The sequence below is a fragment of the Acidovorax sp. KNOB132 genome, assembly GCF_057541515.1.
On record NZ_BAAJYT010000083.1, the window covers coordinates 1 to 15,418 of the forward strand.

The window sequence follows — 15,418 nt, forward strand, 5'->3', positions numbered from 1 at the left end:
CGGCCAGCGCGGCCAGCGGCACCACGGCCTGGGCGGCGAGCGGGTCATCCTGCGGGAGCACGGCCATGCAGGCGGTCTGGGCGATCCAGTGCACCTGCAGCCCCCGGTGCTCCAGCGGCAGGCTGGTGGCCCCCAATTGCACCGCGCCCGTGAGCACGGCATGCACCACCTCTTCGGGCGAGGTGCTGCGCAACTGGATGGCGGCACTGCCGGTGTGCGGCTCGGCCAGCCGCAGCGCCTGGGGCAGCAGGCCCACGGCCAGCGCCGAGGTGGCGGCCAGGCGCAGGGGGCGGGCCTCGCCGCGCGCGATCTCGGCGGCGCGATCGCGGATCTGCCGCAGGCCGCCGAGTGCGCGCTCCACATCCTCGTACAACAGAAAGCCCTGCTCGGTCGGCGTGACGCGAGGGCCGCCGCGGGCGAAGAGCGCATAGCCGATCTCGGCCTCCAGTTCCTGCAGCGAGCGGCTGACGGAGGGCTGCGAGCGGTCCAGCAGGCGCGCGGCCGCGGTCACGCTGCCGGTGGACATCACCGCGGCGAAGGCTTCGAGCTGGCGCAATTCCATGGGCTTGATTTCATGCGTTTTGCGAAATCATGAGGCCCTTGCATGCGAATTACAAATACTTTGACCACATATGCAAATGCCGAAGGGGCGCAAGCGGGGGGCTTGACGCTCGTCTTCGGCAACGCCCGGCCGTGCGACCGGCCGGAATCTACGCGGGGGTGGGGGTAGGCTGGGCCTGCTAATTCAGGATTTCAGGGCTTCGCTCACCGACGCCGCCAGAGGCGTCGTGGGCCGGCCGATCAGCGCACTGAGCTGGCGACCGCTGTCGAACAACGCGCCCTTGGCAGCGCTGGCGTCGCTTTGCGCGAGCATCTCGGCCACAGGCGCAGGCAGCCCCACCTGCACCAGCAGGTCGCGGTAGGCGGCTTCGGGCATGTCCTGATAAGCCAGCGGCTTGCCGGCCTGGCGTGACACTTCCTGCGCCAGCTCGGCCCGGGTGTAGGCATCGTCGCCCGCGAGTTCATACACCTTGCCGGCATGGCTGTCCTTCGCGGCCAGCACGGCGGCAGCCGCGGCGGCGTAGTCCTCCCGCGACGCCGAAGCGAACCGGCCTTCGCCCGAGCTGCCCACCAGCACGCCGCGGCCGAGCGCATCGGCAATGCCCATCAGATTGTTCTCGGTGTACCAGTTGTTGCGCAGCAGCACGAAGGGCACACCCGACTCCTGGAGCAGCACCTCGGTCGCCAGATGCTCTTTCGCCAAGCCCAGCGGAGACACGTCGGCATGCAGCACGCTCGTGTAGGCGATCAGTTGCACCTTTGCCCGGGCTGCCGCGCTGATGACATTGCCATGCTGCGCGACCCGGCTGCCGACCTCGCTGGAAGAAATCAACAGCACGCGGTCGATGCCCTGCAGCGCGGCATCCCATGAGGCCGCATCGCCGTAGTCCGCCTGGCGCAGCTCGATGCCTGCGGGCAGCACGGACGCGCTTTTCTCCACGTTGCGCACCGAGGCCACGATCTGCGAGGCCGGCACCCGCGTGAGAAGCTGCTGGATGACGAGGCGGCCGAGCTGGCCATTGGCGCCGGTGACGAGCAGGCGGGGGGAAGAAGTGGACATGCAAAGATCCTCTAGGTATGGATTGGAGAGGAGGTCTATATTAGGAACCGCCCCAACTTTCCACAAGAAGGCAGCTTTTCATGCCCTGGTTACCTGACGCTCACCCCCCTGCCCCGGCCGCCCCCGAGGCCCTTGAAGCCCTCGCTGCCACCCAGGCCTGGATGCGCGAGCGCCCCGAAGGGCTGGACCTCGGCCAGTGTCCGGTGCGCGACGTGCTGGACCACATCGGCGACAAATGGACCACGCTGATCCTGCTGACGCTCGCCCCGGCCCCCTTGCGCTTCGGCGCACTGCAACGGGCCGTGCCCGACATCTCCAAGCGCATGCTGGCCCAGACCCTGCGGTCCCTGGAGCGCGACGGCCTGCTGACCCGGCACGTCTTTCCGACCAAGCCGCCCAGCGTGGAGTACCGGCTGTCGGCTTTGGGGCAGTCGGTGCTGGCGCCGCTGTCGCAGTTGCTGCAGTGGGCGGAAATGAACCATCGGAACATCCGCAGTGCGCGGGAACGGTTCGATGGCGCGGTGGCGAAGACCCTGCCGGAGGCAGTGGCGTCCGTGGCGATGGAATGAGCCGCTGGCACGGCCGCCCCGGCTACTATCGACCTGCGGCGGGGGACTGACCTCGGGCGACGCTGACCTGCCCGCTCCGCCGCGGGTCGGAAAAGCAAAAGGGGCTGCGTTTGCACGCAGCCCCTTTTTCGTTTGGTGGCGCTTCACGGATTCGAACCGCGGACCTGTGGATTATGATTCCATCGCTCTAACCGACTGAGCTAAAGCGCCTAAGCCCTCAATTATAGCGCGACTTTTTTTGGCGTTCAAGACTTTTCTTGTCGCTCCCTCCAACACGGCCGGCGATCGCCTCGGGCCTGCACGTAAAATCGCGCCCCCAGCCCCTGGATGTAAACCATGAACCGCTGCCCCACTGCTCGTTTTTCCTTTCTCTTCGCGCCCTTGCTGGCCAGCGCCCTGCTCTGCGGCGCGGTCCTGCCCGCCGCGGCCCAGGTGGTCGCCCCCCTGGGCGGCGTGCGCACCTTTCCTGAAAATGCCCTGCGCGGCACGCTGGCCATCAGCAGCACCGTCGATGCGCAGCTGGATGGCAAGGCCATCCGCATGGCCCCTGGCATGCGCCTGCTCAGCCCGCAGAACACGCTGGTCATGGCCCACTCGGTGATCGGGCAGAAGTTCACGGTGAACTATGTCGTCGAGGCCAGCACGGGCATGCTGCTGACCGCCTGGATCCTCAGCAAGGATGAAGCGGCCCAGCCGCGCAAGGGTGCGACGTCGACGGACCGCAATTTCATCTTCGAATCCGAGATTCCCAAGCGATAGGCAGGCCCGGGGGCCGCCAGCGCTGCGGCCGCTGGGTGCGCCATCCCTTTCCAGCCGCACGACCGGCCCCGCCCGCCATTGGCCGCGGGCAGCGCTACCGACACCAGAGATTCCCCATGAGCAAAAAAGTCTTCATCAAAACCTTCGGCTGCCAGATGAACGAGTACGACTCGGACAAGATGGCCGATGTGCTGCATGCCGCCCAGGGCTACGAGCCCACGCAGAACGTGGACGAGGCGGACCTGATCCTCTTCAACACCTGCTCGGTGCGCGAGAAGGCGCAGGAGAAGGTCTTCAGCGACCTCGGGCGCATCAAGCACCTGAAAGAGCGGGGCGTGAAGATCGGTGTGGGCGGCTGCGTGGCCAGCCAGGAAGGCGCCGAGATCATCAAGCGCGCGCCCTACGTGGACGTGGTGTTCGGACCGCAGACGCTGCACCGCCTGCCCGAGCTGCTGGCCCAGCGCGAGGTGCAGCGCCGCCCGCAGGTGGACATCAGCTTTCCCGAGATCGAGAAGTTCGACCACCTGCCCCCCGCGCGCGTGGAAGGCGCCAGCGCCTTCGTCTCCATCATGGAAGGCTGCAGCAAATACTGCAGCTACTGCGTGGTGCCCTACACCCGCGGCGAGGAGGTGAGCCGGCCGTTCGACGACGTGCTGGTCGAGGTCGCGGGGCTCGCCGACCAGGGCGTGAAAGAGATCACATTGCTGGGCCAGAACGTGAACGCCTACCTGGGCAAGATGGGCGACACGGCGGAAATCGCCGACTTCGCGCTGCTGCTGGAATACGTGGCCGACATTCCAGGCATCGAGCGCATCCGCTACACCACAAGCCACCCCAACGAATTCACGCCGCGCCTGATCGAGGCCTATGCGCGCATCCCCAAGCTGGCCAGCCACCTGCACCTGCCGGTCCAGCACGGCGCCGACCGCATCCTCATGGCCATGAAGCGGGGCTACACCGCCATGGAATACAAGAGCACCGTGCGCAAGCTGCGCGCGATCCGGCCGGACCTGGCCATGAGCAGCGACTTCATCGTGGGATTCCCAGGCGAGACGGAAGAGGACTTCCGCAAGATGATGAAGCTCATCGACGACGTGCACTTCGACAACAGTTTCAGCTTCATCTTCAGCCCGCGTCCGGGCACGCCCGCCGCCAGCCTGCACGACGACACGCCGCACGAGGTGAAGCTGCGCCGTCTGCAGGAACTGCAGGCCGTGATCAACGGCAACATCAAGTCGATCAGCGAAAGCCGCGTGGGCACGGTGCAGCGCATCCTGGTCGAAGGCGCCTCCAAGCGCGACGCCAGCGAGCTGATGGGCCGCACCGAATGCAACCGCGTCGTCAACTTCGTCGGCCAGCCCCGGCTGGTCGGGCAGATGGTGGACGTGGCCATCACCGAGGCCAAGGCCTACACCCTGCGCGGCGAGGTGGTGGTGCGCGAACCGGCGCTGGCGCACTGAGCCGCATGGGCATGGCATTCGCGATGCGCTTCCTGCGCCGGCAGCAAGGGGTGGCTGCGCTCGGTGGCCTGTCGTTCCAGCAGATGATGCTGCTGGCTTTCCTGCTGATCGCCGGACTGCTGGGCGCCAGTTCGCTGCGGGCGATCTTCACGCTGGAGCAGCTGATGGGCCAGAGCCGCAACGGCGCGGCCGAGGCGATCCAGCTCAACGCCTCGGCCCAGAGCCTGAACGGACGCAGCCAGACGCTGGAGCGCGCGGCGCGCCAGTCGCTGGTGCTGGCCGACAAGTCGCTGCGGCGGCGGTTCGACGAGGTCTCTCGCGAGGCCCGCGACATCCTGCAGCGGCTGGAGGCCAAGGGCCTGCCGCCGGACCTGCCCAACCAGTGGCGCAAGCACCTGGGCGAGGTCACGTCGCTGCTGGACGGCCCCGCGGCGCTGTCGCTGGAAAACGAGCGGGTGGTGGCGGCGCTGTTCCTCGAGCTGGACGCGCTCAACGGCACCATCGCCCAGACCGTGCAGGACATGAATGCGCAGCGCAGCACCGAACTGCTGGAAAAGATCGAGGCCAGCCGGCGCGAGGTGACGCATCAGGTGGTGGGCGTGATCGTGCTGGCGCTCGCCCTGGCGCTGGCCTTCGGCATCTGGCTGGCCCGGCCGTTCAAGCGCATGGAGCACGCCATCCGCCTGCTGGGCGAGAACGACCTGTCGCAGGCAGTGGACCTGTCCGGCCCGGTGGACATCCGCCGCGTGGGCCAGCAACTGGAATGGCTGCGCATGCGGCTGCTGGAACTGGACGCCGACAAGGCCCGCTTCCTGCGTCACGTCTCCCATGAACTCAAGACGCCGCTGGCCTCGATGCGCGAAGGCGTGGCGCTGCTGCAGGACGGCGTGACGGGTGAGCTGACCGAAGGCCAGCGCGAGGTGGTGGACATCCTGCACCAGAACACCCTGGTGCTGCAGGGCGAGATCGAGGCGCTGCTGCGCTTCAACGCCGCGGCGTTCGAAGCGCGCCAGTTGCGCCGCGCGGAGACCGACCTGCTCGCGCTCATCGAAAGCCAGGTGGAGGCCCAGCGCCTGCACTGGCAGGCCAAGAAGCTCGACGTGGTGGTGGAGGGCGCGCCGGTGGCGCTGCAGATCGACGCGGAGAAGATCGCCCCGGCGGTCAGCAACCTGCTGTCGAACGCCATCCGGTTTTCGCCGCGCGGCGGAACGATTCGGATCACCTTGTCACGTTTTCCCGACCGGATTCGCATCGATTTCGCGGATGACGGCCCCGGAGTGCATGAGAATGACCGCTCCCGCATCTTCGAACCGTTTTATCGGGGTGTGCGCCAACCCGAGGACGCCGCACGCGGCACGGGCATCGGCCTGTCCATCGTCCAGGAATACGTGAGCGCCCACGGCGGCCACGTCACCCTTGTGGAAGACGGCGAACGCACCCCCTTCCGCATTGAATTGCCCCATGTCTCCTGATTTCCCGTCGCACTCCGTCCCGCGAGTGGTCTTCGGTGCGCGCAGCGCCGGGCCGGCCGGCCTGCTGCTGGCGGTGGCCCTGCTGAGCACGGGCTGCGCCAATCCACCGCCGGCGCCGGCGCCGCCGCCTCCGCCCCCGCCCGTGGAAGTGCCTGCACCCACCGCCCCACCGCCGAAGGAAGAGCCCGACGAGCCCCCCGCACCGGTGTCCGAACCCGCCAGCAAGGACAACGGCAGCCAGCGCCCTTCCGTTCCGCGGCAGATGCTGCAGTACGCGGACAAGGTGCGCAGCATGGGCACGGCGGAGCTTGCCGCCGAGATCACGCAGTTGTCCAATGCGCAGCAGCAGTCGCCCGAAAAGCCGCTGCAGCTGGCCATCGTGCTCATGCACACGCGCCAGCCGCCTGACACGGCCCGGGCCCTCGGGTTGGTGCAGCGCGTGATGGCCGATACCACGGCGCCCGCACCGGCCTTGCACCCGCTGGCCCGCCTGCTGGAAGGACGGCTGCTGCAGCAGCGCCGGCTGGAAGACCAGCTGGACCGGCAGAACCAGCAACTGCGCGATGCCCAGCGGCGGATCGACCAGTTGAACGATCGGCTGGAGGCCATGCGCGCCATCGAGCGCAGCCTGAACGCGCGACCCGGCGGCGTCAACGACCCCGCCAAGGGCGCGCAGCCCCCTCCCGCCGCAGAACCCCAACGCTGACCGCCAACCGATCGCCACCATGAAAGCTTCCTCCGGACACCGCCAACGCATCCTTGTGGTGGACGACGACGCCGACATGCTGCGGCTGCTGTCCCTGCGCCTGCAGGGCGCGGGATACGAGGTCACGGCGGTGACGTCCGCCGAGGCCGCGCTCGCGCAGCTGGACATCGACCGTCCCCAGCTCGTGCTGAGCGACGTCCGGCTGCCGGGGCGCGACGGCCTGGCGCTGTTCGACGAGGTGCGCTCGCGCCACCCCTCGCTGCCGGTCATCCTGCTGACCGCGCACGGCACGATCCCCGACGCAGTGGAGGCCACGGCACGCGGTGTCTTCACCTACCTCACCAAGCCCTACGACGCCAAGGACCTGCTGGACAAGATCGCCCAGGCCCTGGCGTTCAGCACGCCCACGGCGCAGGCCACCCGCGCCGACGACGCCTGGCGCGCCGAGATCATCAGCCGCTCCAACCGCATGGCGGACCTGCTGGCCGAGGCCCACATGGTGGCGCAGTCCGATGCCAGCGTGCTGCTGCTGGGCGACAGCGGCACCGGCAAGGAACTGCTGGCACGCGCCATCCACCGCGCCAGTCCGCGCGCCAACCGGCCCTTCGTGGCGGTCAACTGCGGCGCCATTCCCGAGGCGCTGCTCGAATCCGAGCTGTTCGGCCACATGAAGGGTGCATTCACCGACGCGGTGACCAACCACAAGGGCCTGTTCCAGGCGGCGGATGGCGGCACGCTGCTGCTCGACGAAATCGGGGATATGCCGCCTGCCCTGCAGGTCAAGCTGCTGCGTGTGCTGCAGGAGCGTGCCGTGCGCCCGGTGGGCGCGAGCCAGGCGACGCCGGTGAACGTGCGCATCATCTCGGCCACCCACCGGGACCTGGAGACGGCCATGGCCGCCGCCCAGTTCCGGGAAGACCTCTACTACCGCCTGAACGTCGTCACGCTGACCCTGCCCACGCTGGGCGACCGGCGCGAGGACATCGCGCTGCTGGCCAACCACTTCCTGGACAACCTGGCCCGCAAGTACGACAAGCGCCTGTCCGGCTTCTCGCCGGAGGCCTTGAAGGCGCTGACCACGGCCGCCTGGCCCGGCAACGTGCGACAGCTCTTCAACGTGGTGGAACAGGTCTGCGCCCTGTCCACCACGCCCCTGGTGTCGCTGGGCCTCGTACAGCGCGCCCTGCGCACGCCCTCGGCCCAGGTGCTCAGCTTCGCAGAGGCCCGCCAGCGGTTCGAACGGGAGTATCTGGTGGACCTGCTCAAGATGACGGACGGCAACGTGGCCGACGCCGCCCGCCTGGCGCAGCGCAACCGCACCGAGTTCTACCGGCTGCTGCAAAAGCACGCGCTGACCCCCGGCAATTTCAAGGCCGATGCGGGTGCGGCAGACGATGTCGCCGATGAGCGACAGGACTAAGTCGTTGATTTAAAAGGAAATATTGTTTCCAACCCAGGGATGGGTCGCTGAATCCCGACAGATTCGGCCGTTTTGAGGTGGTTTTGCTGCGCCGCACAACCACTTACAGACCAAAAAACGTCGTAAGTCTTTGATCTAAAAAGACTTTTAGAAGCTGGCACAGGGTTTGCCCTATAGACCGGCATGACGCAAGAAATTTCCTCCTCCACCGCCCGCCCAGCGCACCGCGCTGATGCGAACCGGACACCTGCAGCAGCAGTGGCTGCAGGACAGCCACCGGCGCAGGCGGCCCGGGGTGAAACCTCTGCGCGTCCGGCCCCGTCCTCGGCCTTCGGCGCGTTTGTCGCCGAAAGCCGGACGGCCGCTTCTTTCCCAACGACAACCCAACTTCGCAGTGAGGGAACCATGGACCCACATCAATCTTCCCGTGCAGGACGTGTCGGCGCTGTTGCGCACGCCCCCGCCGTGGTGGCGCGGCGCGGCGCCACGTACCCCCGGCCGGTGGCCTCTGACCGCAGCACGCTGCGCGAAGAACGCCACCCCAACTCGCTCACCGCACCGCCGGTGCACCGCGGCTCCATGGCGCCCCTGCCATGGCGCGGCTTCTGGAACAGCATCGGCACCGCCTTGCTCATGCGCCTGAACGGCCAGCGCAACCGCCCCGCGGAAGGCTCCGAAATCACCGAAACCTGGCAACAGGCCGCCCAGCAGCGCCGCCTGGTGTTCATGCTGCTGACCGTGGCCAGCAGCGCGCTCGCCACCACGCTGTTCGCAGGCGTGCAGCCCAGCTACGACAGCGCCTGGCTCGAATACGGCCAACTCGCCCTGTTCGCCCTGCTCTCCACCTGGGTCGTCACCGGCTTCCTGACCGGCGTGATGGGCTTCTGGGTCATGCTGCGGGGCGACGCGCACGCGCTGTCCGCCGCCAGCGTTCGCAACAATCCGTTGAACGCCGATGCACGCACGGCGATCATCATGCCGATCTGCAACGAGGACGTCTCCACCGTGTTCGCCGGCCTGCGCGCCACCTGCGAATCCGTGGCCGCCACGGGGCATGCCAAGACTTTTGACGTGTTCGTGCTGTCCGACAGCTACGACCCCAAAATTGCCGCCGCCGAGCGCGCCGCGTGGGAAGACCTGCGCGCCGCCCTGGCCGCCAACGGCAACCAGCCGCAGGTCGAGGTGTACTACCGCCTGCGCACCCGCCGCAGCCACCGCAAGGCCGGCAACGTGGCCGACTTCTGCCGCCGCTGGGGCAAGGACTACCGCTACATGGTCGTGCTCGACGCCGACAGCGTGATGAGCGGCGATTGCATCGTCTCCATGGCCAAGCTGATGGAAGCGCATCCCCGCGCCGGCATCATCCAGACCGCCACCCAGGCCATCGGCCACGTCACCCTGCACGCCCGTGCACAGCAGTTCGCCTCCCGCGTGACGGGCCGCCTGTTCACGCTGGGCATGCAGTTCTGGCAACTGGGCGAGTCCCACTACTGGGGACACAACGCGATCATCCGCGTACAGCCCTTCATGGAACACTGCGCCCTGGCCCCGATCAAGGGCACCGGCGGCATGAGCGGCGGCATCATGTCGCACGACTTCGTGGAAGCGGCCCTGATGCGCCGTGCCGGCTACCACGTGTGGCTGGTGTCCGACCTGGTCGGCAGCTACGAGCAACAACCGCCGGACCTGCTGTCCGAGCTGCAGCGTGACCGCCGCTGGTGCCAGGGCAACCTGCAGAACGCCCGCCTGATGGCCGAGCCCGGCATCCACCCCGTGCACCGCGCCATGTTCGTCACCGGCGCGATGGCCTACCTGTCGGCGCCCCTGTGGCTGGCTTTCATCACCTTCGGCACGGCCCTGTGGCTGGCCGGCGCCCGCCTGGTGTCCGACTGGAACATCCTGCCCAGCGAACTGATGGCGCTGTGGGCCTGGACGCTGTGCATGCTGTTCCTGCCCCGCGCCCTGGGCGTGGCAGCGATCTTCATGAAGGGCGAGCAAAAGCAGTACGGCGGCACCGCCAGCCTGATCAAGAGCGCCGGGCTGGAGAGCGTGCTGGCCATCCTGCAGGCCCCGATCCGCATGCTGGCCCATTCGCTGTTCGTGATCATCGCCCTCACCGGCCTGAAGCTGGAATGGAAGTCGCCTCCCCGCGAAGCCAACGCCGTGCCCTGGAGCGACGCGGTTCGCCAGCTGGCCCCGATGACCGGCGTGATCGCCCTGCTGGGCCTGGGCGTGGCGCTGATCGACCCGAGCGCGCTGATCTGGCTCATGCCCGTCGGCCTGCCGCTGGCCCTGTCCATCCCGCTGGTGGTGGTTTCCAGCCAGATCGCCCTGGGCCGTGCCGTGCGGGCCCAGCGCCTGCTGCTGATCCCCGAAGAGGCATGGTCTCCGCCCGTCCTGCGCCGCGCATGGATGCATGCCACCCAGCTGAAGAACCGCCCCCTGCGTTCCGCAGCCCCGGTGCTGAAGGCGGCCTGAACGGCATCCACCTGCCAACGCGCGCCACCCACCGCGGCGCTTCAATGGAAAAAGCCGACCCTCGGGTCGGCTTTTTCTATGGGAAGGTGAATGGTGACCGGGCCGGTGCGAGCGCATTGCGATCGGCCAAGCTCGGAGATCGGGTTCCATCCACCAAGCGCAGGCGCCGACAGATCAAAGTCTTTTCGGACTCCAGCGCATGATTCACTAGGGCATATCGCTATATTTTTTATAGCAAAACACCACCGCCGGTGCCTACGATCCGACCGGCACGGCGGGCGTCGGGGCTCGGGTCAGAACGGCAGCTTCGGCATCCCGCCGCCGCCCAGGCCCTTCATGCCACCCACGCGCTTCATCATCTTCATGAGGCCGCCGCCCTTCATCTTCTTCATCATGCCCTGCATCTGATCGAACTCGTTCAGCAGGCGGTTCACCTCCTGCACGTGCACACCGGAGCCGGCGGCGATGCGCTTCTTGCGCGTGGCCTTGATCAGTTCGGGCTTGCGGCGCTCCAGGGGCGTCATGCTCTGGATGATGCCTTCCTTGCGGCGGATGTCCTTCTCCGCCTTGTCCATGTCCACCTGGCCGGCCTTGGCGGAGAACTGGGCCGGCAGCTTGTCCATGAGGCTGGACAGGCCGCCCATCTGCTTCATCTGCTGCAGCTGCGACAGGAAGTCGTTCAGGTCGAAGCCGTCGCCGCTCTTGACCTTGGCCGCGAGCTTCTGCGCCGCCTCCATGTCCACGCCCGCGCTCACCTGCTCGACCAGCGCGACGATGTCGCCCATGCCCAGGATGCGGCCGGCATGGCGCTCGGCATCGAACACTTCCAGGCCGTCGATCTTCTCGGACACCCCGGCGAACTTGATGGGCGCACCGGTCACCTGGCGCACCGACAGCGCCGCGCCGCCGCGCGAGTCGCCGTCCAGCTTGGTCAGCACGATACCGGTGAGCGGCAGCGCCTCCTTGAAGGCACGGGCGGTGTTGATGGCGTCCTGCCCCTGCATGGCATCGACGACGAACAGCGTCTCGACCGGGTTCAGCGCAGCGTGCAGTTCCTTGATTTCGTTCATCAAGGCTTCGTCGATGGCCAGGCGCCCGGCCGTGTCCACCAGCAGCACGTCGAAGTAATGCCGCTTGGCGTAGTCGATGGCCGCGCGGGCGATGTCCAGGGGCTTTTGGTCGGCCGTGCTCGGAAACCACTCGGCGCCGGCCTGCGCCGTCACGGTCTTGAGCTGCTCGATGGCGGCGGGCCGGTACACGTCGCCCGACACGGTGAGCACCTTTTTCTTGCGCTTTTCGATCAGGTGCTTGGCCAGCTTGGCGGTGGTGGTGGTCTTGCCCGCGCCCTGCAGGCCGGCCATGAGGATCACCGCGGGCGGCTGGGCCGCCAGATTGATGTCGGCGATGCCCTCGCCCATGGTGGCGGCCAGCTCGCGGTTCACGATGGACACCAGCGTCTGCCCCGGCTTGAGGGAGCCCAGCACCTCCTGGCCCAGGGCCTTTTCCTTCACGCGGGCGATGAAGTCGCGCACCACCGGCAGGGCCACGTCGGCCTCCAGCAGCGCCATGCGTACTTCGCGCAGCATGTCCTGGACGTTGGATTCGGTGATGCGGGCCTGGCCGCGCATCTCCTTGACGAGTCGCGTGAGTTTTTCGGTAAGGGCGGAGGCCATAGGAGTGTTCCGGAAGTGCCCCTGTGCCTGGGCGGCTGGTGCCGCAGGCAGGTCCGCCGGGGGCGGGCGAAGGGCTAAACTGTGAGTCCATGATTTTACCCAGTGCGTCTCCCGTCAGCTGGCTGCTGGCCTTGTCCGCGGCGATGGCTTACGCCGCCCCCGCCGCGGCCGCCGCGCGGTTCGGCGGCAAAACGGGCCGCACCGCGCTCTGGGTCGCCTGGGGCCTGCACGCGGCGGTGCTGGCCTACAGCCTGCTCGGAGGCACGCCGCACTTCGGTTTCGCGCCCGCCCTCTCCATGACGGCATGGCTGGTCCTCACCGTGTATGCCGTCGAACGCCAGATGTTTCCCGAACTCCAGGCCCGGTGGCTGCTGGGCGCCCTGGGCTCCGTGGCAGTGGTGCTCGCGCTGCTGTTTCCGGGGCAGCCCCTGCACGTGAACGCATCCGCCTGGCTGCCGCTGCACCTGGCGCTGGGCATCGCGTCCTACGGGCTGTTCGCCGCCGCCGTGGTCCACGCCTGGCTCATGACCCGCGCGGAACGCAAGATCCGCCAGGCCGCGGACCCGCACAGCGGCATTCCCCTGCTCACCCTGGAGCGCCTCACGTTCCGCTTCGTGATGGCCGGCTTCGTGCTCCTCACCGCCACGCTGGTGGCCGGCTGGCTGTTCGGCGAAACGCTGTACGGCCGGGCCTGGAAGTGGGAGCACAAGACGGTGTTCTCGGTCCTGTCATGGATCACGTTCGCGGTGCTGCTGATCGGGCGCGCGCGTTTCGGCTGGCGCGGGCGCAGCGCCGTGCGCGTGCTGTATGCCGGCGCCGGCCTGCTGCTGCTGGCCTACGTGGGCTCGCGCTTCGTGCTCGAAGTGGTCCTGGGACGCGCCGCATGAAATACCTCGTCCTGCTGGCGGTGCTGGTCATCGCGTTCGGCGTGTGGCGCAACCAGCGGCGCCGGGAGATGCCACCGCCCGCCGCGGCGCGCCCCGCCTTGCCGCAGGCCATGGTGTCCTGCGCCCGGTGCGGCGTGCACATCCCCCGCTCCGAGGCGCTGACCGACGGCGGCGCGAGCTACTGCACTCCCGAGCACCAGCGCCAAGGGCCGGCGTGAAAGGCCTCCGCCCGTGCCGGCCCTGAAACGCGCCAGCGCCCTGCTGTCCGCCGACGCCCCCTTCGCCCGGCTGTGGGGCAGCTTCCTGTCGGGCCGCATCATGGTGGCCGCCGCCCTGCTGCTGCTGCAGGGCCTGGGCGTGGCGCTGAACCAGTCCTACGAACCCCTGCTGCTGGGCATCTGCGCCGGCTACCTGGTGGCCACCGTGCTGCTGCTGGTGCTGGCCGGCAATGCGCCGCCCGGGCCCCATTCGTGGCTGCAGTGGATGTGCTCGATCGGCGTGGACCTGGCCTTGATCAGCACGCTGCAGATCCTGCACGTGGGCTCCATGAACTTCACGCCCCTGTTCGGCCTGCCCATCCTGATGGCCGGCGTGCTGGGCACGCTGACCCTGGCCCTGGGCACGACCGCGGCGGTGACACTGTTGCTGCTGGCATGGGCCTGGTGGCTGGGCAGCAGCGGCGGCTCCGACGCCACGCAGCGCTATTTCCAGACGGCCCTCACCGGCACGGGCTACTTCATCGTCGCCTACCTGGTGCACCAGCTCGCCTCGCGCCTGAACCGGGAGCAGCAGCTGGCCCAGGCCAGCCAGATGGCAGCCAAGGTGCAGGAACAGGTGAGCGCCCTGGTCATCCACAACCTGTCGGACGGCGTGCTGGTGCTGGACCAGCGCGACACCGTGCGCATCGCCAACCCCGCGGCGCTGCGGTTGCTGGGCACCAACGCCCGCCACGCCCTGCCGTTCTCCATGGCCTATTCCTCGCCCTGGAAGCCGCTGCTGGCCATGGCGCGCCAGACCTTCCAGAAAGGCCAGCCGCAAAGCGCCGACGTGGACGTGCTGCACCCGGGGCAAAGCCCGCTGGCGCTGCACGTACGGGCCTGGCTCACGTCGTCGCAGGAGATCGCGCGCGAGACCGGGGGCGAGCACCTGTGCGTGATGTTCCTGCACGACCTGCGCGAGATGGAGGCCCGCCTGCGCACCGAAAAGCTCGCCTCGATGGGCCGCATGTCGGCCGCCGTGGCCCATGAGATCCGCAATCCCCTTGCGGCCATCATGCAGGCCAATGCCCTGCTGGAAGAAGAACTGCACGAGCCCGGCCAGAAGCGCCTGGCCCACATGGTGCAGCAGAACGCCGAGCGGCTGGCCCGCATCGCGGAGGAGGTGCTGGACATCGCCCGGGTCCAGCACCAGATCAGCCATGCCCCCGCCTCCACCGTCGTGCTGTGCGATGCGGTCGCGCAGGCCTGGGGCGACTGGCAGGCGCAGGACCCGGGTAAGCGCCGGGCCCAGCTCGCGCTGGAGGCGGGCCGCGCGCCCGTGGAGTTCGACGCCGAACACCTGCGCCGCGTGCTCGTCAACCTGCTCGACAACGCGCTGCGCTACATGGGCGGTGAGCCGGACTCGCTCTACGTGGCCACCTACGTCAGCGCGGCTGGCGCCGTGGGGCTGCAGGTGTGGAGCGACGGGGCGCCGCTGGACAAGACCGTGGAGCGCCACCTGTTCGAGCCCTTCTTTTCCTCGGAAAGCCGCTCCAGCGGGCTGGGCCTCTATATCTGCCGCGAGCTGTGCCAGCGGCACGGCGCGTCGATCGGCTACCAGCGCCTCACCCGCAACCTGCCGCGCGGGGCGGTCGGCGGCAACGCGTTCACGGTCGTGTTCCGCAAGAACGCCCGGCCGCAGGACCCGAACACCACGCTGTTTGACACAATCGTCGTCTGACCCCGCCCGCACCTGTCCATGAACGCCAACGCCGCCACGATCCTCGTCGTCGATGACGAACCCGACCTGCGCACCCTGTACGAACTGACGCTGCTGCGCGAAGGCTACCGGGTCGAGACGGCAGGCAACCTGCAGGAGGCCCGCCAGCAGCTGCAGGCCCGCAAGTTCGACGCCGTGATCACCGACATGCGCCTGCCCGACGGCTTCGGCATGGAGCTGCTGCACGAGCTGCGCGACCAGCAGCGGCGCGAGCGCTGTGTGGTCATGACGGCCTATGGCTCGGCCGAGAACGCGGTGGAGGCCCTGCGCTCGGGCGCCTTCGACTACCTCACCAAGCCGGTGGACCTCAAGCAGTTCCGCTCGGTCGTCGCATCGGCGGTCCAGGGCACGGGCGGCGTGCCGCCGCCCCGCTCGGCCCGCCCCGGCACCGCGCCG

At 68.4% G+C, this 15,418-nt stretch carries 14 protein-coding genes and 1 tRNA gene; 11 read left to right on the forward strand and 4 right to left on the reverse strand.

Annotated features, from left to right (window positions below):
- Together AC27IO_RS12810 and AC27IO_RS12815 are read right to left on the reverse strand one after the other, a co-directional pair.
- Positions 1 to 562 (reverse strand): LysR family transcriptional regulator (locus AC27IO_RS12810; RefSeq protein WP_498739140.1); only part of this gene is annotated, 562 nt, incomplete at its 3' end.
- Positions 563 to 745: 183 nt separating this feature from the next.
- Positions 746 to 1,621 carry an SDR family oxidoreductase gene (locus tag AC27IO_RS12815; RefSeq protein WP_284429439.1) on the reverse strand — a complete coding sequence of 292 codons (876 nt, stop codon included), beginning with the start codon at positions 1,619 to 1,621 and terminating at the stop codon, positions 746 to 748.
- A gap of 80 nt (positions 1,622 to 1,701) precedes the next feature.
- On the opposite strand from AC27IO_RS12815, the gene AC27IO_RS12820 reads away from it, so the two are divergent.
- Positions 1,702 to 2,190, forward strand: a complete 489-nt coding sequence (locus AC27IO_RS12820; protein ID WP_498739141.1) for a winged helix-turn-helix transcriptional regulator — start codon at positions 1,702 to 1,704, stop codon at positions 2,188 to 2,190.
- A 133-nt stretch (positions 2,191 to 2,323) separates the two neighbouring features.
- Here AC27IO_RS12820 and AC27IO_RS12825 read toward each other — a convergent pair.
- A tRNA-Met gene (locus AC27IO_RS12825) sits at positions 2,324 to 2,400 on the reverse strand.
- 126 nt (positions 2,401 to 2,526) lie between these two features.
- Here AC27IO_RS12825 and AC27IO_RS12830 point away from each other — a divergent pair.
- The 6 genes from AC27IO_RS12830 to mdoH all read left to right on the forward strand — a co-directional run bounded on the left by AC27IO_RS12830 (position 2,527) and on the right by mdoH (position 10,485).
- The gene (locus AC27IO_RS12830; protein WP_498739142.1) at positions 2,527 to 2,949 is read left to right on the forward strand and encodes a hypothetical protein; all 423 of its coding nucleotides are present in this window, start codon (positions 2,527 to 2,529) and stop codon (positions 2,947 to 2,949) included.
- A 116-nt stretch (positions 2,950 to 3,065) separates the two neighbouring features.
- A complete protein-coding gene (miaB, locus tag AC27IO_RS12835) occupies positions 3,066 to 4,409 on the forward strand; it encodes a tRNA (N6-isopentenyl adenosine(37)-C2)-methylthiotransferase MiaB (protein WP_284429441.1) in 1,344 nt (447 codons plus the stop codon).
- Positions 4,410 to 4,420: 11 nt separating this feature from the next.
- Complete coding sequence (locus AC27IO_RS12840) at positions 4,421 to 5,881, forward strand: ATP-binding protein (RefSeq protein ID WP_284429596.1); 1,461 nt, start codon at positions 4,421 to 4,423, stop codon at positions 5,879 to 5,881.
- Positions 5,871 to 6,587, forward strand: a complete 717-nt coding sequence (locus tag AC27IO_RS12845) for a hypothetical protein (RefSeq protein WP_498739143.1) — start codon at positions 5,871 to 5,873, stop codon at positions 6,585 to 6,587. Before AC27IO_RS12840 ends, AC27IO_RS12845 begins: the two co-directional genes overlap by 11 nt.
- 19 nt (positions 6,588 to 6,606) lie before the next feature.
- A complete protein-coding gene (locus AC27IO_RS12850) occupies positions 6,607 to 8,007 on the forward strand; it encodes a sigma 54-interacting transcriptional regulator (RefSeq protein WP_284429443.1) in 1,401 nt (466 codons plus the stop codon).
- Positions 8,008 to 8,412: 405 nt separating this feature from the next.
- Positions 8,413 to 10,485, forward strand: a complete 2,073-nt coding sequence (gene mdoH / locus AC27IO_RS12855) for a glucans biosynthesis glucosyltransferase MdoH (RefSeq protein ID WP_284405305.1) — start codon at positions 8,413 to 8,415, stop codon at positions 10,483 to 10,485.
- Between the two features lie 293 nt (positions 10,486 to 10,778).
- On the opposite strand, the gene ffh is transcribed toward mdoH, so the two are convergent.
- Positions 10,779 to 12,158, reverse strand: a complete 1,380-nt coding sequence (ffh, locus tag AC27IO_RS12860; protein ID WP_498739144.1) for a signal recognition particle protein — start codon at positions 12,156 to 12,158, stop codon at positions 10,779 to 10,781.
- Positions 12,159 to 12,247: 89 nt separating this feature from the next.
- Between ffh and AC27IO_RS12865 the strand changes: the two genes are divergently transcribed.
- The 4 genes from AC27IO_RS12865 to AC27IO_RS12880 all read left to right on the forward strand — a co-directional run.
- A complete protein-coding gene (locus AC27IO_RS12865; RefSeq protein WP_284429445.1) occupies positions 12,248 to 13,045 on the forward strand; it encodes a cytochrome C assembly family protein in 798 nt (265 codons plus the stop codon).
- A complete protein-coding gene (locus AC27IO_RS12870) occupies positions 13,042 to 13,263 on the forward strand; it encodes a PP0621 family protein (RefSeq protein WP_284425824.1) in 222 nt (73 codons plus the stop codon). Before AC27IO_RS12865 ends, AC27IO_RS12870 begins: the two co-directional genes overlap by 4 nt.
- A 13-nt stretch (positions 13,264 to 13,276) precedes the next feature.
- Positions 13,277 to 14,983, forward strand: a complete 1,707-nt coding sequence (locus AC27IO_RS12875; RefSeq protein WP_498739145.1) for a two-component system sensor histidine kinase NtrB — start codon at positions 13,277 to 13,279, stop codon at positions 14,981 to 14,983.
- 18 nt (positions 14,984 to 15,001) lie between these two features.
- The coding region (locus tag AC27IO_RS12880; RefSeq protein ID WP_498739146.1) for a response regulator at positions 15,002 to 15,418 on the forward strand (417 nt) is incomplete at its 3' end.

What these genes read in the sequence shown, in the direction of transcription:
- AC27IO_RS12815 (WP_284429439.1), bottom strand. Translation starts at nt 1,621, where the DNA reads ATGTCCACTTCTTCCCCCCGCCTGCTCGTCACCGGCGCCAATGGCCAG.
- AC27IO_RS12820 (WP_498739141.1), top strand. Translation starts at nt 1,702, where the DNA reads ATGCCCTGGTTACCTGACGCTCACCCCCCTGCCCCGGCCGCCCCCGAG.
- AC27IO_RS12830 (WP_498739142.1), top strand. Translation starts at nt 2,527, where the DNA reads ATGAACCGCTGCCCCACTGCTCGTTTTTCCTTTCTCTTCGCGCCCTTG.
- miaB (WP_284429441.1), top strand. Translation starts at nt 3,066, where the DNA reads ATGAGCAAAAAAGTCTTCATCAAAACCTTCGGCTGCCAGATGAACGAG.
- AC27IO_RS12840 (WP_284429596.1), top strand. Translation starts at nt 4,421, where the DNA reads ATGGCATTCGCGATGCGCTTCCTGCGCCGGCAGCAAGGGGTGGCTGCG.
- AC27IO_RS12845 (WP_498739143.1), top strand. Translation starts at nt 5,871, where the DNA reads ATGTCTCCTGATTTCCCGTCGCACTCCGTCCCGCGAGTGGTCTTCGGT.
- AC27IO_RS12850 (WP_284429443.1), top strand. Translation starts at nt 6,607, where the DNA reads ATGAAAGCTTCCTCCGGACACCGCCAACGCATCCTTGTGGTGGACGAC.
- mdoH (WP_284405305.1), top strand. Translation starts at nt 8,413, where the DNA reads ATGGACCCACATCAATCTTCCCGTGCAGGACGTGTCGGCGCTGTTGCG.
- ffh (WP_498739144.1), bottom strand. Translation starts at nt 12,158, where the DNA reads ATGGCCTCCGCCCTTACCGAAAAACTCACGCGACTCGTCAAGGAGATG.
- AC27IO_RS12865 (WP_284429445.1), top strand. Translation starts at nt 12,248, where the DNA reads ATGATTTTACCCAGTGCGTCTCCCGTCAGCTGGCTGCTGGCCTTGTCC.
- AC27IO_RS12870 (WP_284425824.1), top strand. Translation starts at nt 13,042, where the DNA reads ATGAAATACCTCGTCCTGCTGGCGGTGCTGGTCATCGCGTTCGGCGTG.